Annotated in this window: 21 protein-coding genes and 3 pseudogenes; 7 read left to right on the forward strand and 17 right to left on the reverse strand. The window is 72.0% G+C overall.

Going from position 1 to position 19849, the window contains the following annotated elements:
- Positions 1-19: 19 nt before the first annotated feature.
- The 7 genes from ACX9I7_RS25160 to bioB all read right to left on the reverse strand — a co-directional run bounded on the left by ACX9I7_RS25160 (position 20) and on the right by bioB (position 7698).
- Positions 20-1033: a hemolysin family protein gene (locus tag ACX9I7_RS25160; protein ID WP_387568097.1), complete on the reverse strand. Its 1014-nt coding sequence runs from the start codon at positions 1031-1033 to the stop codon at positions 20-22.
- Positions 1030-2379, reverse strand: a complete 1350-nt coding sequence (locus ACX9I7_RS25165; RefSeq protein WP_387568100.1) for a hemolysin family protein — start codon at positions 2377-2379, stop codon at positions 1030-1032. Before ACX9I7_RS25165 ends, ACX9I7_RS25160 begins: the two co-directional genes overlap by 4 nt.
- A gap of 227 nt (positions 2380-2606) precedes the next feature.
- Positions 2607-3485 (reverse strand): LLM class F420-dependent oxidoreductase, encoded by an 879-nt coding sequence (locus ACX9I7_RS25170; protein WP_459388592.1) that lies wholly within the window; start codon positions 3483-3485, stop codon positions 2607-2609.
- A 51-nt stretch (positions 3486-3536) separates the two neighbouring features.
- Positions 3537-4220, reverse strand: a complete 684-nt coding sequence (locus tag ACX9I7_RS25175; protein WP_459388593.1) for a class I SAM-dependent methyltransferase — start codon at positions 4218-4220, stop codon at positions 3537-3539.
- Between the two features lie 147 nt (positions 4221-4367).
- Entirely contained in the window at positions 4368-5084 is a 717-nt protein-coding gene (gene bioD, locus ACX9I7_RS25180) for a dethiobiotin synthase (RefSeq protein ID WP_387568107.1), read from the reverse strand.
- A 24-nt stretch (positions 5085-5108) separates the two neighbouring features.
- Positions 5109-6413 (reverse strand): adenosylmethionine--8-amino-7-oxononanoate transaminase, encoded by a 1305-nt coding sequence (locus ACX9I7_RS25185; protein WP_459388594.1) that lies wholly within the window; start codon positions 6411-6413, stop codon positions 5109-5111.
- Positions 6406-7698 (reverse strand): biotin synthase BioB, encoded by a 1293-nt coding sequence (gene bioB, locus ACX9I7_RS25190; RefSeq protein WP_387568111.1) that lies wholly within the window; start codon positions 7696-7698, stop codon positions 6406-6408. The genes ACX9I7_RS25185 and bioB overlap by 8 nt, the downstream gene beginning before the upstream one ends.
- Before the next feature lie 145 nt (positions 7699-7843).
- On the opposite strand from bioB, the gene ACX9I7_RS25195 reads away from it, so the two are divergent.
- Positions 7844-8998, forward strand: coding sequence for an 8-amino-7-oxononanoate synthase (locus ACX9I7_RS25195; protein WP_387568113.1), 1155 nt, complete (start codon positions 7844-7846; stop codon positions 8996-8998).
- A gap of 20 nt (positions 8999-9018) precedes the next feature.
- On the opposite strand, the gene ACX9I7_RS25200 is transcribed toward ACX9I7_RS25195, so the two are convergent.
- Positions 9019-9309: a DUF397 domain-containing protein gene (locus tag ACX9I7_RS25200; protein ID WP_387568116.1), complete on the reverse strand. Its 291-nt coding sequence runs from the start codon at positions 9307-9309 to the stop codon at positions 9019-9021.
- Between the two features lie 9 nt (positions 9310-9318).
- Positions 9319-10188, reverse strand: coding sequence for a helix-turn-helix domain-containing protein (locus ACX9I7_RS25205; protein WP_189447712.1), 870 nt, complete (start codon positions 10186-10188; stop codon positions 9319-9321).
- Between the two features lie 242 nt (positions 10189-10430).
- Here ACX9I7_RS25205 and ACX9I7_RS25210 point away from each other — a divergent pair, with 242 nt between their 5' ends.
- Positions 10431-10859 carry an ATP-binding protein gene (locus ACX9I7_RS25210; protein ID WP_387568119.1) on the forward strand — a complete coding sequence of 143 codons (429 nt, stop codon included), beginning with the start codon at positions 10431-10433 and terminating at the stop codon, positions 10857-10859.
- A gap of 246 nt (positions 10860-11105) precedes the next feature.
- On the opposite strand, the gene ACX9I7_RS25215 is transcribed toward ACX9I7_RS25210, so the two are convergent.
- From ACX9I7_RS25215 to ACX9I7_RS25230, 4 genes are all read right to left on the reverse strand, one after another.
- Positions 11106-11594: a C40 family peptidase gene (locus ACX9I7_RS25215; RefSeq protein WP_459388595.1), complete on the reverse strand. Its 489-nt coding sequence runs from the start codon at positions 11592-11594 to the stop codon at positions 11106-11108.
- Positions 11595-12100: 506 nt separating this feature from the next.
- Positions 12101-12427: a hypothetical protein gene (locus ACX9I7_RS25220; RefSeq protein ID WP_189447719.1), complete on the reverse strand. Its 327-nt coding sequence runs from the start codon at positions 12425-12427 to the stop codon at positions 12101-12103.
- Positions 12428-12432: 5 nt separating this feature from the next.
- Positions 12433-13068, reverse strand: coding sequence for an ATP-dependent Clp protease proteolytic subunit (locus ACX9I7_RS25225; protein ID WP_459388596.1), 636 nt, complete (start codon positions 13066-13068; stop codon positions 12433-12435).
- 516 nt (positions 13069-13584) lie between these two features.
- A complete protein-coding gene (locus ACX9I7_RS25230) occupies positions 13585-13845 on the reverse strand; it encodes a hypothetical protein (RefSeq protein ID WP_459388597.1) in 261 nt (86 codons plus the stop codon).
- Here ACX9I7_RS25230 and ACX9I7_RS25235 point away from each other — a divergent pair.
- Positions 13814-13894: pseudogene (locus ACX9I7_RS25235) on the forward strand (DNA-binding response regulator); the annotation flags it as partial. The gene ACX9I7_RS25230 and the pseudogene ACX9I7_RS25235 overlap by 32 nt on opposite strands.
- A 408-nt stretch (positions 13895-14302) precedes the next feature.
- Here ACX9I7_RS25235 and ACX9I7_RS25240 read toward each other — a convergent pair.
- Positions 14303-14812, reverse strand: a pseudogene (locus ACX9I7_RS25240) (winged helix-turn-helix transcriptional regulator); the annotation flags it as partial.
- 102 nt (positions 14813-14914) lie between these two features.
- Here ACX9I7_RS25240 and ACX9I7_RS25245 point away from each other — a divergent pair.
- From ACX9I7_RS25245 to ACX9I7_RS25260, 4 genes are all read left to right on the forward strand, one after another.
- On the forward strand, positions 14915-15700 hold the full coding sequence (locus ACX9I7_RS25245; protein ID WP_459388598.1) for an SDR family oxidoreductase: 786 nt from the start codon (positions 14915-14917) through the stop codon (positions 15698-15700).
- 25 nt (positions 15701-15725) lie between these two features.
- Complete coding sequence (locus tag ACX9I7_RS25250; protein ID WP_459388599.1) at positions 15726-16085, forward strand: nuclear transport factor 2 family protein; 360 nt, start codon at positions 15726-15728, stop codon at positions 16083-16085.
- Positions 16086-16263: 178 nt separating this feature from the next.
- Positions 16264-16794 carry a DUF4158 domain-containing protein gene (locus ACX9I7_RS25255; protein WP_459388600.1) on the forward strand — a complete coding sequence of 177 codons (531 nt, stop codon included), beginning with the start codon at positions 16264-16266 and terminating at the stop codon, positions 16792-16794.
- Entirely contained in the window at positions 16791-16931 is a 141-nt protein-coding gene (locus ACX9I7_RS25260; protein ID WP_459388601.1) for a hypothetical protein, read from the forward strand. Before ACX9I7_RS25255 ends, ACX9I7_RS25260 begins: the two co-directional genes overlap by 4 nt.
- 60 nt (positions 16932-16991) lie before the next feature.
- On the opposite strand, the gene ACX9I7_RS25265 is transcribed toward ACX9I7_RS25260, so the two are convergent.
- The 3 genes and pseudogenes from ACX9I7_RS25265 to ACX9I7_RS25275 form a co-directional block, all read right to left on the reverse strand.
- Positions 16992-17465 carry a hypothetical protein gene (locus tag ACX9I7_RS25265; RefSeq protein WP_459388602.1) on the reverse strand — a complete coding sequence of 158 codons (474 nt, stop codon included), beginning with the start codon at positions 17463-17465 and terminating at the stop codon, positions 16992-16994.
- Between the two features lie 91 nt (positions 17466-17556).
- Positions 17557-18039: pseudogene (locus ACX9I7_RS25270) on the reverse strand (transposase); the annotation flags it as partial.
- Between the two features lie 345 nt (positions 18040-18384).
- Positions 18385-19849: glycosyltransferase family 39 protein (locus tag ACX9I7_RS25275; protein WP_459388603.1), on the reverse strand; the 1465-nt coding region annotated here is incomplete at its 5' end.

The raw sequence follows: 19849 nt of genomic DNA on the forward strand, positions 1-19849 counted from the left end.
CGCCGGTGCCGGGCTCCCGTCACGGCCGGGAGCCGACCAGCTCCCGCAGCACGTCCTCGAAGGTGACCAGCCCGGCCAGCCGGTTGTCCTCGCCGATGACCGCGGCGAGGTGGGCGCCGGTGCCGCTCATGGCCGTGATCACGTCGTCCATCGGGGTGTCCGCCCGGACGCGGGCGATCGGGCGCATCCGCCGCAGCGGGAAGGGCATGTCCCGCGGCTTGGCGTCCAGCGCGTCCTTGACGTGGAGGTAGCCCAGGATGCGGCTGCCGTCGTCGACCACGGGGAAGCGGGAGTAGCCGGAGCTGGCGGAGAGCCGCTCCAGCTCCTCCGGGGTCACCCCGAAGTGGGCGCTGACCACGCGCTCCAGGGGCATCACCACGTCCTGGACCGGGCGCTTGCCCAGCTCCAGGGCGCTCCGCAGCCGCGCGGTGGCCCGCCGGTCCAGCAGGTCCGCCGCGCTGGAGTCGGCGACCATCCGGGCGAGCTGCTCGTCCGAGAACACGGCCGTCACCTCGTCCTTCGGCTCGACGCGCAGCAGCTTCAGCAGCCCGTTCGCCAGCCGGTTGATGGCGAAGACGAACGGCCGCAGTGCCCGCGCCAGCGCCACCAGCGGCGGGCCGAGCACCAGCGCGGTGCGCACCGGCTCGGCGAGCGCGATGTTCTTCGGCACCATCTCGCCGAAGAGCATGTGGAGGTAGGTGGCCAGGGCCAGCGCGATCACGAAGGACAGCGGGTGGATCATCCCGGCCGGCATCCCCACCGCCTCGAACAGCGGCGTCGTCAGATGCGCGATGGCGGGCTCGGCCACCACGCCGAGGACCAGCGTGCACAGCGTGATGCCGAGCTGGGCCGCGGCCATCAGCGCCGAGATGTGCTTCAGGCCCCACAGGACGCCGCGGGCCCGGCGGTCGCCGGCCTCCGCGTAGGGCTCGATCTGGCCGCGGCGCACGGAGATCATGGCGAACTCCGCGCCCACGAAGAAGGCGTTGGCGACCAGCGTCGCCAGCCCGATCAGCAGCTGGACCAGCGTCATCGGTCCGCACCCCCCTCGGCGGCCGCGCCGCCGTCCGTCTCCGGCAGGGGGGCCGTCAGCAGCACCCGGGCCGCCCGGCGCCCGGAGGCGTCGGTGACCCGGATCCGCCAGCCCGCGACCTCGAGCGTGTCGCCCTCGTCCGGGATCCGGCCGAGCTCGGTGGCGATCAGTCCGGCCACGGTCTCGTACGGTCCCTCCGGCACGCGCAGCCCGATGTGCTCCAGCTGGTCGGTGCGGGCCGCGCCGTCGGCGTCGTAGAGCTTGCGGCCGTCGGCGTCCCGGCCGGCGGGGGCCAGGTCGGGCAGCTCGTGCGGGTCGTGCTCGTCGCGCACCTCGCCGACGACCTCCTCGATGATGTCCTCCAGCGTGACGACGCCGGCGGTGCCGCCGTACTCGTCGATGACGACGGCCATGCTGCGCTTGCCGGCGAGCCGGTCCAGCAGCCGGTCCACGGTCAGCGACTCCGGGACGAGCACGGGCTCGCGCAGGATCGCGGAGACGGGGCGGCGCGGGCGCTCGTCGGCCGGTATGGCCAGCACGTCCTTGATGTGGGCGGTGCCCACGACCGTGTCGAGGCCGCCCTGGTAGACGGGGAAGCGGGACAGGCCGGTGGCGAGCGTCGCGTTGGCGACGTCCTCGACGGTGGCCCGGACGTCGAGCGCGATGACCTGCACGCGCGGGGTCATCACGTTCTCCGCCGTCAGGTCCGCGAGGTTCAGGGTGCGGACGAACAGCTCGGCGGTGTCCGCCTCCAGCGCGCCCTCCTTGGCGGAGTGACGGGCCAGCGCGATCAGCTCCTGCGGCCCCCGGGCGGTGGCGAGCTCCTCGGCGGGCTCCAGGCCCATCCGGCGCACCACGTGGTTGGCGGTGTTGTTGAGGTGGCGGATCAGCGGGCGGAAGGCGGCGCTGAACGCGCGCTGCGGGCCCGCGACCCGCTTGGCCATCGGCAGCGGCCGGGAGATCGCCCAGTTCTTGGGCACCAGCTCGCCGACGACCATCAGCACGACCGTGGAGATCACCGTGCCGAGGATCAGGGCGGTCTGGGACGCCACCGAGGCGGACAGGCCGAGCGCCTCCACCGGGCCGGTGAGCAGGGCGGCGATGGACGGCTTGGAGATCATGCCGATGATCAGGCCGGTGACGGTGATGCCCAGCTGTGCTCCGGACAGCTGGAAGGTGAGGCTCCGGACGGCCTTGAGGGCGCCCTCGGCGCCGCGCTCCCCGCTCTCCGCCGCCCGCTCCAGCTCGGCGCGCTCGACGGTCGTGAGGGAGAACTCCGCCGCGACGAAGACGGCGCACGCGAGCGTCAGCAGCAGCGCCACCACCAGGAGGAGGACTTCGGTCATCGGTTCACCTCCGTCCCATGATCGGGCAGGGGCGGAAGGACCGCGCGATGTCGGCTCCGGGGACTACTGGGGGGCTCGCCCATGGGCGGACGCTCACACCTTTCACTCATGACAGGGTCCATGGCAGGGCCCATGACGGGTCCGGATCCCTGGGAAACAGGATGGTCACCATCAATCACGACGGTGACCATCAATGGTAAAGGACCAGCAAAGCTGATCGGGTGTGATCAGCCTCGCAGTTCCTCGATCACCGGGGCGAAGTCCTCCAGCGCGGGTTCCAGGACGGTGAAGTAGGTGAAGCCGTACCGTTCGCGGTGGCCCCGCAGCTGCTCCGCCATGTCCTTGACCGTGCCGGTCAGGAGGGCGGGATGGGCCAGCAGGTCGTCCTCGGTGAGGCCGGGGGCGTTGGCGAGGTGCTCGCGGACCTTGGCGCGCCGGTCGGCGCCCGGCATCACGAGGTGCACCAGATAGTTGAGCTCGGCGGGCCCGGTCCGGCCGGCCGCGAAGCCCTGATAGGCGGCGACGCGCTCGGCGAGCGCGTCGGGGGTGATCAGCCGGGTCTCCCCGGTGGCGTCCGCGGCCGCGCCGGTGAAGGCCGCGATGTCCGCGTGCCGGGCGGCCAGCCGCAGCACGCGGTTCCCGTTGCCGCCCAGCAGCAGCGGCACCCGGGGCGACTGGGCGGCCGCCGGGCAGTGCTCCGGGTCGGCGAGCAGCCGGGTGAGCTCGGTGACCGTGCGCTCCAGGTGGTCCACCCGCTCGCGCGGCGAGCCGAACGGCAGCCCGGCCCGCTCGTGCTCGGCGCGCACGTAACCGGCGCCCAGCCCCAGCTCCAGTCGGCCGCCCGTGAGCTGATCGGTGGAGGCCACCTCGCGGGCCAGCAGCGCGGGGTTCCAGAACCCGGCGTTGAGCACGAACGTGCCGACCCTGGGCCGCTCCGTGACCTCCGCGGCCGCCACCAGCGAGGGGAAGGGCGCGGGCATGCCGAGGTGGTCCGGCACGAGGATGACGTCATAGCCGAGCGCCTCCGCCCGGCGACACTTCTCCCGCCACTCGGCGGACGTACCGCCGCTCAGCATGTTGACGGCGAAACGGAACGGTCGTGACATGGAACCCCCTCGGTTGTCGTGGACCACCAACTTACCGGAGGGTGCCTCCGTTCAGCTATGAGTGGGTTCGGCGGGCCGCCGCGCCACCCCCAGCACACAGGTCGCGGAGGGCATCGGCACCCGGGTGCGGGGCATCAACAGCCGCCGGTACGCGCCGAGCTCGAACCCCGCCCCGGAGAGCGCGGCGAGCGGGTCACGCGCCGTGTGACAGCCGCCGAAGAGCAGCGGCCACACCGTCTTGTCCAGCCCCCGCTGCACCTCCGCGAGCGCCCGGCCCGGAGCGATGCCGTGCTCGAAGAACCGCAGCTCACCACCCGGCTTCAGCACGCGCCGCAACTCGCCCAGCGAGCGCCGCACATCCCGCACGGAGCACAGCACGAGGGAGACCACGGCCGCGTCGAACGCCTCGCTCTTGACCGGCAGCGCCTCCGCCGTGCCCGGCACCACGTCCACGGGCACCCCGGCCCGCACGGCGGCCTCCACCGCCATCCGGCGCAGCCGGCGCTCCGGCTCGATCGCCACGACCTCCGACACGGTGCCGGGATAGTGGGCGAAGTTCAGCCCGTTCCCCGCACCGATCTCGATGACCCGGCCGGAAAGCCCGGCCAGCAACTCCCGCCGGTGCTCACCCATCCCGGCCCGCTCGTCCAGCACGGGGCTCACCTTCGCCCAGACCTGGGCGAAGACCGGATGGTGCACGGCGTCGTGCGGGTTTCTGGAACTGCGGAGCGGCATGGCACACCCCTTCCCGGGGATACGGCGGCTACCGCGATTGTTCCCCGGGGCGGGCACAATCAGCCCGTCCGGCGTTTGAGGACACCCCAGCCCCTCCGGCGTTCGAGGAGCGGAGCCCCGGGAAACGGCGAAGGGGCTGGGCCTGGCTCACACCCCGTGCGCCGCCGCGAAGTCGGCGGCATCCCAGCCGCCCGACAGCTCCGGCGCCAGCCAGTCCACCGCGGAACGGCGGAAGTCGGCGGGCGCCAACGCCGCCGCCCCCTCCGGAAGGGCGCCCAGCAGGGCCGACCCCGCCGCCCCCGGCAGTTCCGCGAGGTTGCACCGCATGGCCAGATCCGGCGCGGCCGGCCAGCTTCCGATGACCACGCCCGCCCGCCGCAGCCCACGGGCGGCCAGCGCCTCCGCGGTCAGCGTCGTGACGTTGAGCGTGCCCAGCCCCGCCTGGGCGACGACCAGGACGGGCGCGTCCAGCAGCCCGGCCACGTCCGCGAGGGTCGAGCCCTCCTCGTCCAGCCGGACCAGCAGCCCGCCCGCGCCCTCGACGAGCACCAGGTCATGGGTGCGTTCCAGCTCCCGCGCCGCCCGGACGATCTCGGCGGGCCGTACGGGCGCGAGGCCCGCCCGGCGGGCGGCCGTCGCGGGGGCCAACGGCTCGGGGAAACGGCCGAGTTCGACCCCCGTCACGGGGCCCGCGAGCCGCAGCACCTCCGCCACGTCCCCCGGCTCGCCCACCGCGACCCCGGTCTGCGCGGGCTTGAGGACGGCCACCGAGCGGCCGGCGGCCAGCGCCGCCGCCGCGACGGCGGCCGTCACCACGGTCTTGCCGACCTCCGTGCCCGTACCCGTGACGACCAGCACCGACATGATTCGCCTCTCCTCGTTCTCGCGCTACGCCACCCGCGCCGCGGCTTCCACCGCCGCGCAGATCCTCGCCACGTCCTCGTCGGCCGTGACGAACGGCGGCATGGTGTAGATCAGGTTCCGGAACGGCCGCAGCCACACCCCGGAACCGACCACCGCACGGGTGGCCGCCGCCATGTCCACCCCGTGGTCGAGCTCGACGACGCCGATGGCGCCGAGCACCCTCACGTCCCGCACGCCCGGCAGGTCCGCGACGCCGGCCAGGCCGTCCCGCAGTCCCGCCTCGATCCGCTTGACCTCCGTCCGCCAGTCCCCGGAGAGCAGCAGCTCGATCGAGGCGTTGGCGATCGCGCAGGCCAGCGGGTTACCCATGAACGTCGGGCCGTGCGCGAGCACCGGGACCTCGCCGGAGCTGATGCCCCGCGCCACCCGGGAGGTGCACAGCGCCGCCGCGAGGGTGACATAGCCGCCGGTCAGCGCCTTGCCGACGCACATCGCGTCCGGGGTGACCCCCGCGTGGTCCGCCGCGAAGAGCGCGCCCGTGCGGCCGAAGCCCGTGGCGATCTCGTCGAACACCAGCAGCACGTCGTACTCGTCGCACAGCTCCCGCAACACCCGCAGATACGCGGGGGAGTGGAAGCGCATCCCGCCGGCGCCCTGCACCACCGGCTCCACGATCACGGCGGCCAGCTCATGGGCGTGCCGCGCGACCGCCTCGCGCAGGTGGGCGACGTAGGCGGGGTCGGCCTCGTCCGTGAAGCCGCCGGGCGGGGCGTCCGCGAAGACGTGCTTCGGCAGCGCCCCGGACCACAGCTCGTGCATCCCGCCGTCGGGATCGCAGACGGCCATCGGCTGCCAGGTGTCGCCGTGGTAGCCGCCGCGCCAGGTCATCAGGCGCCGCTTCTCCGGCCGTCCCAGCGAACGCCAGTACTGGAGACACATCTTGATCGCGACCTCGACCGACACCGAGCCGGAGTCGGCGAGGAAGACGTGCTCCAGCCCCTCGGGCGTGATGTCCACCAGGGTGGCGGCCAGCCGGACGGCGGGCTCGTGGGTGAGCCCGCCGAACATCACATGGCTCATCCGCCCCAGCTGCGCCTGGGCGGCCGCGTTGAGGACGGGGTGGTTGTAGCCGTGGACGGCCGACCACCACGACGACATCCCGTCGATCAACTCAACCGAACCGTGGGCCGGTTCGGCCAGCCGCAGCCGCACCCCGGCGGCGGACTCGACGACCAGCGGCTCCTGGCGGCCCGGCATCGGGCCGTAGGGGTGCCAGACGTGCTGCCGGTCGAGGTCGAGCAGCCGGCCGGGGTCGAGCGGCTCAGGCATTGGGCGGCAGGTCCGTCCCCGTGCCCCGGCGGCGCACGGCCACCAGGTCGCTGCGGACCTCGCCGGGCGCGGCCTGCCCCGCCGCACCGGTCTCCGCGGAACCGACACCCGCCGGCACCGGCGCCTCGGTCGCGGCCGTACCGCAGACGCCCGCCGAGCCACAGCCGCCCGCGGCCGGAGCCGCGGCCTCCGCACCGCCGTCCCCGCACGGGCCGCAACCGCCGCCGCCCGCGTGCCCGCCACAACCACCGGTCGAGGCGGTCGACGCGGCGGCGACGTCGGCCCGGTGCGCGGGCAGCGTCGACTCGCCCGCGCCCTCGACCTCGAAGCCCGCGTCCGCGATCATCGCCAGGTCGGCCTTGCCCTCCTGGCCCTCACTGGTCAGATAGTCGCCCAGGAAGATCGAGTTGGCGATCTCCAGGGCCAGCGGCTGCAGCGTCCGCAGGTGCACCTCGCGGCCGCCCGCCAGCCGGACCTCGACGTCCGGGCAGACGAACCGCGTCATCGCCAGGATCCGCAGGCAGCGCTGCGGGGTGAGGTGCCACTCCTTGGCCAGCGGCGTCCCCTCGAAGGGGATCAGGAAGTTGACCGGCACCGAGTCCGGGTCCAGCTCCCGCAGCGAGAAGACCACGTCCACCAGATCGGCGTCGCTCTCGCCCATGCCCGCGATCAGGCCGGAGCAGGCGGACATGCCCGCCGCGTGGGCCTGCCGCACCGTCTCGACGCGGTCGGCGTAGGTGTGGGTGGTGGTGATGGCGCCGTAGGTGGCCTCGGAGGTGTTGAGGTTGTGGTTGTAGGCGTCGGCGCCCGCCTCGCGCAGTCGCTCGGCCTGGCCGTCGGAGAGCAGACCGAGGCAGGCGCACACCTCGACGCCCTCGTTCTGCTCCTTGATCGCCTCGATGGTCTTCGACACCCGGTCGACGTCCCGGTCCGTCGGACCGCGTCCGCTGGCGACCAGGCAGACCCGCTTCGCGCCCCCGGCGACACCCGCCGCGGCGGCCTTCGAGGCCTCGTCCGGCTTCAGCCAGGTGTACTTGAGGATCTCGGCCTTGGAGCCGAGCCGCTGCGAGCAGTACGAGCAGTCCTCCGGGCAGAGGCCCGACTTGAGGTTGACGAGGTAGTTGAGCTTCACCCGTCGCCCGAACCACTTACGGCGTACCTTTCCGGCCGCCGCCACCACGTCGAGCAGTTCGTCGTCGGAGGTCGCCAGCACGGCGAGCGCCTCTTCGCGGGTCGGCAGCTCCCGCCGCAACCCCTTCTCCACCAGCGTGTTCAGCAGGTCCATGGCGCAGATCCTCGCGTACTCCACCGCCCCCGGCCAAGGAGAGATCGCACAACAGGCGGCATTCGAGGTGTGTGTATCGCCACATCCTGCCCCGGCCCCCGGACGGCTAGGTTTTATGCAAACCCACCAAACGCGAGGGACGGCCATGCACCGCGACCCGTTCGACTGGATCGACGAGCGGCAGGCGCGGCTGCGCACCGCCGGCCTCGTCCGCACCCTGCGGCCGCGCGCGGCCGACAGCGATCTCGTCGACCTGGCGGGAAACGACTATCTGGGGCTGACCCGCCATCCCGAGGTCACCGAGGCCGCCGCGGAAGCGGCCCGGCGCTGGGGCGCGGGGGCCACCGGCTCCCGGCTGGTCACCGGCACCACCGAGCTGCACGCCCGGCTGGAAGAGGAACTGGCCGCCTTCTGCGGCTTCGAGGCCGCGTTGGTGTTCTCCTCCGGCTACACCGCGAACCTCGCCGCCGTCACCGCCCTGTCCGGCCCCGTCGGCGACGACACCCTCCTGGTCTGCGACGAGGGCAACCACGCCTCGCTGATCGACGGCTGCCGGCTCGCCCGCGCGGAGAAGGCCGTCGTCCGGCACGCCGAGCCCGAGGCCTTCGGCAAGGCCCTCGCCGCGCACGACGGCCGGGCGATCGCCGTCACCGACTCCGTCTTCTCCGTCGACGGCGACGCCGCCCCGCTGGCCGCCCTCGCCGGGGTCTGCCGGGAGAGCGGCGCGGCGCTGCTCGTGGACGACGCCCACGGCCTCGGCGTCCTCGGCGACGGCGGCCGGGGCGCCCTCCACGCGGCCGGGCTCGCGGGCGACGCGGACGTCGTCGCCACCGTCACCCTCTCCAAGTCGCTGGGCGCCCAGGGCGGCGCGGTCCTCGGCCCGGCCCGGGTGATCGAGCACCTCGTCAGCACGGCCCGCACCTTCATCTTCGACACCGGTCTCGCCCCGGCGGCGGCCGGCGCCGCCCTGGCGAGCCTCGCGCTGCTGCGCCGCGAACCGGGCCGAGCCGGGCGGGTCCGGGCGGTGGCCACCGAGCTCCACCGCGGGGTGACCGAGGCGGGGCTCGTGGCCGTGCGTCCCGACGCGGCGGTGGTCTCCGTGCGGGCCCCCTCGCCCGAGGCCGCCGTGCGCTGGGCGGCGGACTGCCGGGCGGCCGGGCTCGCCGTCGGCTGCTTCCGGCCCCCGTCCGTGCCGGACGGCGTCTCGCGGTTGCGGCTGACCGCCCGGGCGGATCTGACGGATCTGGAGGTCGCGGCGGCGGTCGACACGATCGTACGGACCGCGCCGGCCGCCGCCTGACGGTTCCGGCTCGCGCCGTGTCAGGCCCCGTCGGCGCCCTGGCCCGGAACACGGCCCAGGGCACGGCCGAGGGCATGGCCCGGGCCGGCGCCGTCCAGGTCCGTGACGAACGCGGACCAGGTGGTGCGGGGGAAGAGCAGGACGGGGCCGGCGTCGCGCCGTGAATCACGCACGGCGAGCAGCCCCGTACCCAGGAGCGCCGTCTCGACGCAGTTGTTCATCCCCGTGCTGTAGCTGCTGCGGTGCCATACCGCGTCGCACCGAGCGGGCTGGGGCGATGGAGAGGGTACGTACCGAGGCATTGCGGACATGTCGCCTCCCTACGCGCCGTCACTGATCCCGGCGATGTATTCCAACGTTTTCTCGTGCGACAGGGCGTGCGCCCGGAGCGTCGTGAATGCGGAGGCGTACGCCCGGAGGTCTTCTTTCCGCTCCAGATAGAGGCTACTCGTCAAGTGGTCGAGAACAACCACGTCCAGATCGGCGATGCGCGGAAATGAGAAGATAACGAAAGGGCCGGTGATGCCGATATGGTTGCCGCTGGTGAACGGCAGTACGTGCAGCCGCACATGCGGCAGCGAGCCCCTTTCCAACAAATGCCGCAGCTGTCCCGCCATTACCTCGGGGCTGCCCACCTCGTGCCGCAGCACCGCCTCGTCCAGCACCGCGCACAGCTGCAGCGGACGGCTTCCCCCGAGCACCGCCTGCCGGGCCATCCGCACCCGCACGAGCTCCTCGACCTGCCGGGCCGGCGGGTCGCCGAGCGCCGCGCGGGTCACCGCCCGGGCGTAGTCGGGCGTCTGCAGCAGCCCGGGCACCACCGTGGTCTCCAGCGTGCGGGCGTGGGAGGCCTCCGACTCCAGGCTGATGAAGTCGAGATACGCCGAAGGCAGCAGGTCGCGGTAGGCGTACCACCAGCCGCGCCGTGATCCCTCCGCGTCCTTCGACCCCGCCCCGCACAGGGCCCCCAGCAGGGCCCGCAGCTCCGGGTCCGACACCCGGTAGACATCCAGCAACCGGGTCACATCGGCGGGTTTCACCCCGCTGCTGCCCGTCTCGATCCGGCTCACCTTCGACTGGTGCCAGCCGACCGCGCAGGCCGCCTCCCGGCTGGTCATCCCGGTCAGCTCGCGCTGGCGGCGCAGTTCCGCGCCGAGTTTGCGGCGGCGCACCGCGGGTCCGTACCGCATCAGCTCTCCCTCCCCGCCGCTCACATGGAAGCGTCGTGACAACCCGCGACGCGTTGTTCACACGCCCCGCGTCAGAGTCAATAAACCAGGGTCACGGCCAAATCCGGTCGCTCGTCGTAGAGTTCACCGCTTTGAGCGACAGATATATCCACAATCCGGTGGATCACACCCATCGCGGCCGTTATCAGTGGGACGCTGGCGCGAAGAGCCGGGCCGAGCCTCGGTGGGAAAGGGACAGCGCCATGGCAGATCACCAGGAAGCAACCGTCACCCTGCCGAGCGTTCCCGCCTCGGTCTCCGCCGCCCGTCGCCATGTCATGGACGTGCTCGCCACCTGGGGCCTGCCGGCCGGGACGGACCTGGCCGACACGATCCGGCTGATCCTCTCCGAGCTGGCCACCAACGCCGTGCAGCACACCCGGGGCCAGTCGCCCACCTTCACCGTGGAACTCCGGCTGGACCGCGAGGAGCTCCTGCGCGTCGGGGTCACCGACAGCCATCCCCGCCACCCCAGGCGGCTGCCCGCCGACGGCCGGCAGGACAACGGCCGCGGCATGGTGATCGTCCGCGCGCTGACCGTCGAGTACGGCGGCAGGCTCGTCGTCACCCCGACCGCCGACGGCGGCAAGACGGTGTGGATCACGCTGCCCTGGACGGTGTCCGTCCGCTGACGGCAGCGCGGAGGGGCCGGGCGGAAGATCCGCCCGGCCCGGTGCTCTTGTGGAGCCGCACACAGGAACCGGTGGGTTCCGGATGTCGCTGGTGCCGGTGGGGCACCGCACGGCAGTCGGGTCCGCTGCCACGGGAAGCGCGTCCGGCGCGCGGGGAGTCCGGCGCGACGGGTACGCCGATGGGATTCTGCGGGACGACGGGGGCGGGAAGCGGTAGCCGCGCCGGTCGTCACCCGCTCCGGTGGTTCAGTCGTTCACTCGGCCGTACGAGACGCTTCTGGTCCAGATGCGCTCGAGGCGGACGACCGAACCGGTCTTCGGGGCGTGCCAGATCAGATTGTTCCCGGCGTATATCCCCACGTGGTAGACGCCACCCCGGCCGTGGAAGAAGACCAGGTCACCCTGTTCCCGGGAGAAGGAGGGGATGTGTTCGGTGCGGTTGTACTGCCCCTGGGCGGTACGGGGCAGCTGCTTGCCGGCCCGTTTGAAGGAGTACTGCGTCAGCCCCGAGCAGTCGAAGCTGTACGGGCCCGTGCCACCCCACACATAGGGGGAGCCCGCCTTCGAGGCCGCGATCCAGAGGGCTTTGGTGGAGATGGTTGCGGCTTCGGCGTCGTTGACGGCGCCGGGGCCCAGTACCGTTGCGCTGACGGCCGCCAGAGTCAGGGCGGATTTCACGGACAGGGGTACCACCCCGGCCCTGGACAGCCGTGAGGGACGTTTGTGCGCGCCCATGCCAAACCCTTCGTCAGCCGCCTGTGAAGGATGACCTGTCGGGTTCGGGCAGGCGAAGAATGCCCGGCCGCCGAGGCGGCTTCACCCCAAGGGCCGGTCCGGTCCCTCCCTCGTCGCGAGGGCTGGTCCGGCCGTCCCGTCGTGCCTGGGTCCTCCATCCCCGCCGATGCACTCGTGTCGACCAGAGCCCGGGCGGCGGCGGGGTTCGGCGTCCGCCCGGACCGCCCCGCCGTGGTGGCGGGGTCTTGTCGTCGGAGGGATCTTGGCGCAGCCGCGCCGGACACGCCGAGGGGATCCCGGCATATGTGAGCCTCGTCACCGTTGGGCAATTCCGGTGGACGCGGGGGGATTTGACTCTCGCGGATCACCCCTGGTGAGCCGGTCACCTGCGGTGCCGACGATCACCGCGAGCGCAAACCGCGCGTACGGCCCGACATGATCACCACGGCTTGTCTACGATCGCATCCGCTGTCTGAAGGAGATCGAGGGAAGAATGTTTCCGCTCCTCAGTTCGCAGCCGGAGGCGGCAAGGTCACCCGCAGCGCCCGGCGTTCGCCGTCCAGGACCCGCATCGCCCGCGCCAGCGTTCCCGCGAACACCTGTCGTTCGCCCCGTTCGTGCATCGTCGCCAGCGCGTCGCGCAGTCCCGCGGCCGCGACCACGAGCCTCTGCGCGGCTCGTAGCCCGCCGTACGTGTCCTGCGCACGCGCCGGGTTGATCCGGCCGAGTTGATCCAGTACTTCCAGATAACGGTCGACCAGCTCGCCCTCGGCCCGGGTCAGCGCGGGCAGCGGCGGCAGCTCCGGAGGGAACCGGTGGGACGGCTGCGGCACCCCGCTCACCTCCCCGCGGCCGGCGCGAGCCGCGCCCGGCGGTCGGTGACCACCGCGTCGGCCAGGCCATGGGCCACGGCCCCCGCCGCGTCGAGGACGGTGTCGCGCTCGATGTCCCGCCGGACGCGCTCCGGGCTCCGCCCGGTGTGCAGCGCCAGCATCCCCACCAGGGTCTCGCGGGCGCGCAGCAGCTCCGCGGCCTGGATCTCCAGGTCCGAGGGCTGCCCCCGGACGGGCTTGGGCAGGGCCGGCTCATGGACGAGGACCCGGGAGTGCGGCAGCACCATCCGCTTGCCGGGGGTGCCGGCCGCCAGCAGCACGGCGGCGGCCGAGGCGGCCTGGCCCAGGCAGTAGGTCTGGATCTCGCAGTCGACATAGCGCATGGAGTCGTAGATGGCGCACATCGCGGAGAAGGAGCCGCCGGGGGAGTTGATGTAGAGCGCGATGTCCTGCCCGGGCGCCGTGTGCTCGAGGTGCATCAGCTGGGCGATCACATCGCTCGCCGCCGCGTCGTCGAGGGCCGTGCCGAGGAAGATCACGCGCTCGGAGAACAGCTTGGAGTAGGGGTCCAGGGTGCGGGTCCCGCTGCTGGTGCGCTCGGTGAACTCCGGCAGGACGTGCCGGGCGAGGGGTCGGGGCATGACTGTGCGCCTTTCGATCGGGCCGATCGGTCGTCTGTAAAAAATGTACAGGACGTACAGGGGACTAGAATGGGACCGGCATCCAGCGATCACGTCAAATGTCCAGGTAGGAGGCCGTTTTGACTGTTCGTCGAGGGCGTACGTCTCGCAAATTTCTCTACGAACTTTCGGCTGATCGCCGGGCGGGCCAGGGGAAGACTGGTCGAGGGCAGGGGGTCACCAGGGTCTGCGTGACCGCAGTCGGACACTCATTCGCTCGTGGCCATGGGCGGTGTCGTGTGTGGCCGCGGGACATGGATGACATGCGCTGGTGCTCGGCCTTGTCGCGGTGCTGGGGCAGATCGTCTGGATGCGCCTCGCCCAGGGAGAGGTGGTTTGGGCGCAAGTGGCCATTCTTGTCGGCGTGACCGCAGCGCTCGGCACCGTCTTCGCGCTCCAACTTCACGTCGACCAGGTCACCGAGCTTGAGAGCGTGGCGCGCACGGCGCTGTCCGATGTGCGGGCCGCCGTCTCGGGCTACCGCACTCTGTCGCTGGACGGCGAGCTCGCCGGCGTCCGCATGGCGCTGTGTGCCGCCGACATCCGGGCCGAACTGCCCGCCGCGACCGACACCGTGGGCGCCGAGTTGCGCGAGGCGTTCACGGACCTGCTCCCGGCGGCGGGTTCCGGGTCCTCGCCCGCGGGCCGGACCCGGCGATCCACCTCGACCGACGTGGTCGCCGAGGTCGGCACCGGCGCCGAGGCGTTGGCCGCCGCGCAGCGGACCTCGCCCGACATCGCGCTACTCGACGTACAGATGCCCGGCCGGGACGGCCTGACCGTCGCCGCCGACCTCCAACGGGCGCTGCCCGGCTGTCGCACCATCATCTGCACGACCTTCAGCCGACCCGGCTCACCGGCTGAAGTGCCGGTCACTGAGGAAGGGGTCCAGGCGGTGGTGGTCGAGACCGCGCTTGACGGGATGGAGCCGGTCATGGCGGCCAGGCTCCTCAAGGCGTTCGGCTCTTCTCTGGCTGATCTCGGGAGTGCATCTCGGTGGGCCGAGAGCTCGCTCACCGAGAGGCGGGCCAGTGGCAGCACGGGAATGCCGGAGGTGGGGCGGCGGACACTGGCTGTTGAGGGTTGGCACGTATCACGCCGGCGACAAGCCGGTGCCGCGAGGCCGGTCAGGTGCGCGCGTGCTCGCGGCCCTGCTCAAGGCTGTACGAGAATCTTCCGGGTCTGCTTTCGCCTCTTCCGCGGGAATGGCCGGCCGTGCCGCGTAGCGGCTGCGCATCGCGTCGCTGGCCGCGGGGCCCGCGGTGAAGACGTAGGCGGCGCTGTCGTCGAGCCGGCGGCCGGTTTTGGCGTCGACGACCACGGGCTCGACTTCCTCGCCGCTGTGCGCGTCGACGAGGATCATGCTGCGTTCCGTCGGCGTGAGGCGGGAGTTGCCCCATGCGGCCAGGGCGACGATCACCGGGCGCAGGGAGCGCCCGAGTTCGGTCAGGACGTACTCGTGCCTGACGGGGCCGGTCCGGTACGGCCGACGCTCCAGCAGACCGTCCGCGACCAGGGTCTTGAGCCGGGTGGTGAGCATGCTGGAGGAGATGCCCAGGCTCTCCTGGAACTGGTCGAAGCGGGTGTGGCCGTCGAAGGCGTCGTGGAGGATCAGCAGTGTCCACCACTCGCCGACGTGTTCCACCGTCGTGGACAGCGGGCACTCCCGGTCCTCCAGCCTGATCCGGCTTGCCACGGCGACCATCCCCTGAGTTACTGCTAGAGTCGAAGTTAGTGGCTTCTACTTTAGCAGTTGAGACGGGAGCGGCGGCGCCTCGTATACCCGCGCCCGGGAGCGGAGCACACCGTGACCACATCCATCAGCGAATCCCTCGAAGGCCGACGCGCTCTGGTCACCGGCGGCACCAAGGGCACCGGAGCCGCCATCGCCCGACGCCTGGCCCAGGCCGGTGCGACCGTGCTGGTCACCGCCCGCAGCCGCCCCGACGACGTCGAGGAGAAGACCTTCATCGCCGCCGACCTGTCCACCGCCAAAGGCGCCGCCCACGTCGCCTCCGAGGTGGACGCCCGCGTGGGAGGCGTCGACATCCTGGTCAACACCCTCGGCGGCTCCGAGGCACCGGCAGGAGGATTCGCCGCGCTCGGCGAGGACGACTGGGCAAAGGAGCTGAACACGAACCTGCTGGCCGCCGTCCGCCTGGACCGCGCACTCCTGCCGCACATGCTCGCCAAAGGCAGGGGCGCGATCGTGCACGTCACCTCGATCCAGCGCCGCATGCCGCTGTGGAACGGCACCCTGGCCTACGCCGCCGCCAAAGCCGCCCTGACGACCTACAGCAAAGGACTGGCCAACGAGGTCGCCCCCCACGGTGTCCGCGTCAACACCGTCTCGCCCGGCTTCGTCCAGACCTCGGCCGCCGACAACCTCGTCGCCCGGATCGCCCACGACGCCGGCATCACCCGGGAAGCGGCGCTGGGCCGGCTCATGGACTCCCTGGGAGGCATCCCGCTCGGCCGTCCCAACCGGCCCGAGGAAGTCGCCGAGCTCGTCGCCTTCCTCGTTTCCGACCGCGCCTCGGCCATCGTCGGCGCCGAACACGTCATCGACGGCGGCACCACCCCCACCGTCTGAACCCGCCACCACCATCAGGAGCGTCATGCACGACAACCAGCCCCGAACCATCCCCCCGGACGACCTGCCCAAGGCGATCACCCGCTACCTCACAGCGCACCACGCCCACGACACCGCCACCGCGGTCACGACGTTCACCCACGACGCCACAGTGATCGACGACGGCAACACCTACCAGGGCAGAGCCGCGATCGAGCAATGGCTGGACCGATCCGCCACCGAATTCACCTACACCATCCACCTCACGAACGCTCAAGAGACCGACACGGCCCACTACATCGCCACACACCACCTCGAAGGCAACTTCCCCGGCGGCACCATCGATCTCCGCTATCGGTTCACGCTGCGCGACGACCTCATCGAACACCTCGCCATCGAACCCTGAACCCGCCCCCACACCACCTGTTCCCGCCCACGAGCTGTTCCCGCCCACGAGCTGTTCCCGCCCACGAGCTGTTCCCGCCCACGAGAGAGACCCCACCCACCCCGGACCGCCTTCCATCACCCCGCGAGTCGACCCCGAACCCACAGCGCCTCCCAGCAGGGGCTGGGTGTCGAGTGGGGTGGGGACGACCTCGATCGAGCGGACCGCTTACCCGCGGTTCAAGCGGTTGATCACCGCGCGTGAGCTGCATGTGCTCTTCACGCCGGGCGAGGAGGAACGGGCCTGGGCGGAGGGGGTGACGGACTCCGACGAGTACCAGCTCGCGTTGCCGGTGGCGTTGAAGTCGTACCGGAGGATGGGCTGTTTCCCGGAGGTGCATGACATGCCGGAGCAGGTGGTGGAGTTCGTGCGGCGGGCGGTGGGGCTGCCGGAGAGCACGCTGCCGGTGTACGTGTCGGGCCGTACGGCCGAGCGGTACCGGTCGTGGGTGCGTGAGCGGTGCGGGGTGCGTCACGACAGCCCGGCGGCGCGCGAGCTGGCCGAGGAGGCGATGCGGCTTGCGGCGGCGGCGAAGAACCATCCGGCGGACCTGATCAACGTCGCGCTGGAGAAGCTCGTGGAGGCGAGGCTGGAGATATCCCGGTTCTCCACGCTGGACGCGATGGCCTCCACGGTGCGGGGCGGGGGCCGGGCGCCGAGCATCTGGTGACAACCAAGGAGGAGGGCCTCTACCTCCTCAAGGCGTACCAGAAGTTCGACTCGCTCCACAGTCTCACCGCGGCTGAACGTGTCAGGCGGGTCCTGCTCACACGAAAAATCCTGGACTTCAGCGACATCGCGAGCTGACCCCCGTGACCGGGTAACACTGACCGGTGGTCACCGCGAGGGGGGCGTACGGGGTCGGGCTCAGGCGGTGCTTGCGCGCCGGCGCCGTCGGAGCGCGAGGGCCCCGCCCGCGAGGGCGAGTGCCGCGCCGGAACCGCCGGCGATCAGCGGGGTGGGGGACGACGAGCCGTCCGCCTTGCGCTGGGGGCTGTAGCCGCTGGTGTAGCCCTTGGTGTCGTACTCCGAGCCGGGCAGCTTGTCGGCGTAGCGGGCCTTGACCAGCTTCTGGTAGTCGCTGAGCGACACCGACGCCTGGCCGTTCAGTCCTTGCCGGGCCTGGTCGTTGAGCGGCTCGACGGTGTTGAGCTTGAGTTGGTACCAGCCGCGGATTTGCGGCTCGCTGAAGACCAGCGTTCCCACGGTGGCCTTGCTGGCGTACGTGGCGTCGCTGTCGCCGTCGCGCACGGCCGCCAGATGCCAGCCGCCGCCCTGGGCGGGGGCGAGCACGACGGTGGCGTTGCGATCGTTGACGGTGATGTTCAGCGAGGAGACCAAGTACGTCAGCTTGACCGCCTCGGTGGGCAGTGGCTGGGCGGTGCCCGCGACAACTTGGCGTTCACTCCTGGAGTCAGTACCGGCGGGACCCGACCACAGCCCGCAGCTGGTCGGCGGTGACGGCCACGGCGTCGTCGGCGGGTCCCAGTCGGACCGCGTCCGGGACCTGCGTCCACGAGGTGCGGTCCGGGGTGAGCGCGGCGACGAACGAGTACGGCCAGCCCGGCACCACGTGGCCCGATAAGCGGCCGTTGCGGCCGTGGACCAGGCAGAACAGCCGCTCCGGCGAGCAGGCGGCATCCGAGCGCGGCCACGGCGAGACGTCCACCGTGAGCACGATCCGCCCGCCGAACCGTGGTGGCAGAGGCAGCGATATCAGCAGGTCACGCAAGGTATCGGTGTCGAGGCGGCCGTGGTTCAGGGCTCCGTAAAGCGAGCCGTAGCCGCGCTGGTGCTCGGCGAGCAACGACAGCTCCACCGGCGTCCGCGTCGGCCCGTCCGCGCACAGCAGCGCGTCGGTCAGTTCGAATCTTCCTGCCCGCTTGAACGCACGCTGGAGTCCTCCTGCGTCGATCGTGACGCCCGGGGGACCGGGGCCGGGATGCCGGCATCGCCATGGAATCCACCCGGTATCCGGCAGCACCCAACGGGGCGCCCTGAAAGGCCAGTTCCCCCGGATGGAGAATCTGCCTTACGCGGTCTTGTCCGTATGTCCAGCGACCGGCAAACCACCCACTCCGACGAGTGAAGGGCGCCGCCCAGGCATGCACCAGCGCAGCACATCCCCGTCAGCGGCGGCCCGGGCGCACCCCGATCACCACTGTCACTCTGCATGACAGCAGACCATATGGAGCAAGGTGACCAGCTGTGCCATATCCGCTGATCAGCGACGCTCAGTGGTGACTGGCGGAGGTAGTGGTCAGTGGGCGGGCCGGCTGCTGGTAGGGCGTTGTTCGAGGGTGATGTCCACGCCGCGTGCGCTGTGGTGGTAGGCCGGGGAGAAGCCGGCGCGGGTGAGGGCCTGTTCCTGGGCTGCGGCGGTCCGGGCGGCGGCCTGGCGGGCGCCGCCGGAGAGGTGGTTGCAGTCGATGCGCCAGACACGGGACGTGCGGGACAGCCGTTGCTGGAGAACGGCCGGGTCGGCGGGCAGGTTGTCCAGGGCGCCGAGCTCGGCGGCTGTCCGGGCCCTGCCCAGGTCGGGGCGGCCCGTGAAGGACTCCTTGAAGGCGGTGGCGATCAGCCCGCATCGGGCGCCGCTGAAGAGAACGGCGTCCCCAGGGGCGTCGTGGATGCGCAGGGTCGTGCGCACGGCGCTGGTATCCCACGGGCGGCTGTCTTCCTGGCGTATGGCCAGGTGGGACGAGGCGAGGGGAACGGCCGCCAGAAGAGCGAACAGCAGTTGCACCCGCCGGGGGGCGACGGTGATGGCCGTTGCGAGCAGCAGGGCCAGGGCCGGCAGGCAGAACAGCAGGTACCGGTAGGCGAACAGGGGGTGGTCGAGGGCGACGGCTGCCAGGAGCAGCGGGGGGACGGTCAGCCAGGGCACGCCGACGGCGAGGGCCAGGGGCGGGGCCTTGTGGCGGCGCACCACGAGGAGGGCCAGGGCGGCGAGGGCGGTGCCGGTGAGCAGGAGTTTGAGTGCGGTGGGGAGGGTGCTCTGGCCGGGGGTGAGGAGCCAGGTGAAGTAGTTGATCGGGGTTCCGGCGGTGATCGGTGCGGCGTCGCCGACGGCGGAGATCTGGGTGGCGGCGAGGATCAGCAGCGGGGCGACGGCGGCGATGCCCGCGGCCTGGGCCAGGAGGATGCGTACGACGACGCGGCGGCCGGGGCGGCGGAGGGTCACGGTGACCGCGTGGGCGGCCGGCAGCAGCATTCCCAGCAGGTTGAACCAGCCCAGCAGGGCGATCAGCACGGCATAGCAGACCAGCCACCGGCCCCGGGCGCGGCTGGAAAGGATCTTCACCAGGGCGCCTGTGGCCAGCACCGCCACCGCCATGACGAAGGCGAACGAGCGGGCCTCCTGCGCGTAGCGCGACGCGGTCGGCAGGACGGCCAGAAGCAGCCCCGCGCACAGCCCGAGGCGCGGACCGCCGAGCAGACGCCCCAGCCACGCGAGGCCGCCTGCCGCGACGGCCACCGCCGCTGCGGAGGCCACCCGCGGCCAGAACTCGGTGAGCCCGCCGCATACCTGCCCGACCAGCCACATCAGCACGTAGTGCAGACCGTGCACCGCGTCGACCTGCCCCAGCAACTCCATCATCTGCGGCCAGGACCTCCGCGCCACGTCAATGGTGACGATCTCGTCGGTCCACACGGAGGGGGTCGTATTCCCCCACACCCCGAGGACGAACGCGACGACCGGCGGCATCAACCCGGCCACGCCT

The organism is Streptomyces sp. L500, from assembly GCF_054551825.1.

What these genes read in the sequence shown, in the direction of transcription:
- ACX9I7_RS25160 (WP_387568097.1), bottom strand. Translation starts at nt 1,033, where the DNA reads ATGACGCTGGTCCAGCTGCTGATCGGGCTGGCGACGCTGGTCGCCAAC.
- ACX9I7_RS25165 (WP_387568100.1), bottom strand. Translation starts at nt 2,379, where the DNA reads ATGACCGAAGTCCTCCTCCTGGTGGTGGCGCTGCTGCTGACGCTCGCG.
- ACX9I7_RS25170 (WP_459388592.1), bottom strand. Translation starts at nt 3,485, where the DNA reads ATGTCACGACCGTTCCGTTTCGCCGTCAACATGCTGAGCGGCGGTACG.
- ACX9I7_RS25175 (WP_459388593.1), bottom strand. Translation starts at nt 4,220, where the DNA reads ATGCCGCTCCGCAGTTCCAGAAACCCGCACGACGCCGTGCACCATCCG.
- bioD (WP_387568107.1), bottom strand. Translation starts at nt 5,084, where the DNA reads ATGTCGGTGCTGGTCGTCACGGGTACGGGCACGGAGGTCGGCAAGACC.
- ACX9I7_RS25185 (WP_459388594.1), bottom strand. Translation starts at nt 6,413, where the DNA reads ATGCCTGAGCCGCTCGACCCCGGCCGGCTGCTCGACCTCGACCGGCAG.
- bioB (WP_387568111.1), bottom strand. Translation starts at nt 7,698, where the DNA reads ATGGACCTGCTGAACACGCTGGTGGAGAAGGGGTTGCGGCGGGAGCTG.
- ACX9I7_RS25195 (WP_387568113.1), top strand. Translation starts at nt 7,844, where the DNA reads ATGCACCGCGACCCGTTCGACTGGATCGACGAGCGGCAGGCGCGGCTG.
- ACX9I7_RS25200 (WP_387568116.1), bottom strand. Translation starts at nt 9,309, where the DNA reads ATGTCCGCAATGCCTCGGTACGTACCCTCTCCATCGCCCCAGCCCGCT.
- ACX9I7_RS25205 (WP_189447712.1), bottom strand. Translation starts at nt 10,188, where the DNA reads ATGCGGTACGGACCCGCGGTGCGCCGCCGCAAACTCGGCGCGGAACTG.
- ACX9I7_RS25210 (WP_387568119.1), top strand. Translation starts at nt 10,431, where the DNA reads ATGGCAGATCACCAGGAAGCAACCGTCACCCTGCCGAGCGTTCCCGCC.
- ACX9I7_RS25215 (WP_459388595.1), bottom strand. Translation starts at nt 11,594, where the DNA reads ATGGGCGCGCACAAACGTCCCTCACGGCTGTCCAGGGCCGGGGTGGTA.
- ACX9I7_RS25225 (WP_459388596.1), bottom strand. Translation starts at nt 13,068, where the DNA reads ATGCCCCGACCCCTCGCCCGGCACGTCCTGCCGGAGTTCACCGAGCGC.
- ACX9I7_RS25230 (WP_459388597.1), bottom strand. Translation starts at nt 13,845, where the DNA reads ATGTCGGGCGAGGTCCGCTGCGCGGCGGCCAACGCCTCGGCGCCGGTG.
- ACX9I7_RS25250 (WP_459388599.1), top strand. Translation starts at nt 15,726, where the DNA reads ATGCACGACAACCAGCCCCGAACCATCCCCCCGGACGACCTGCCCAAG.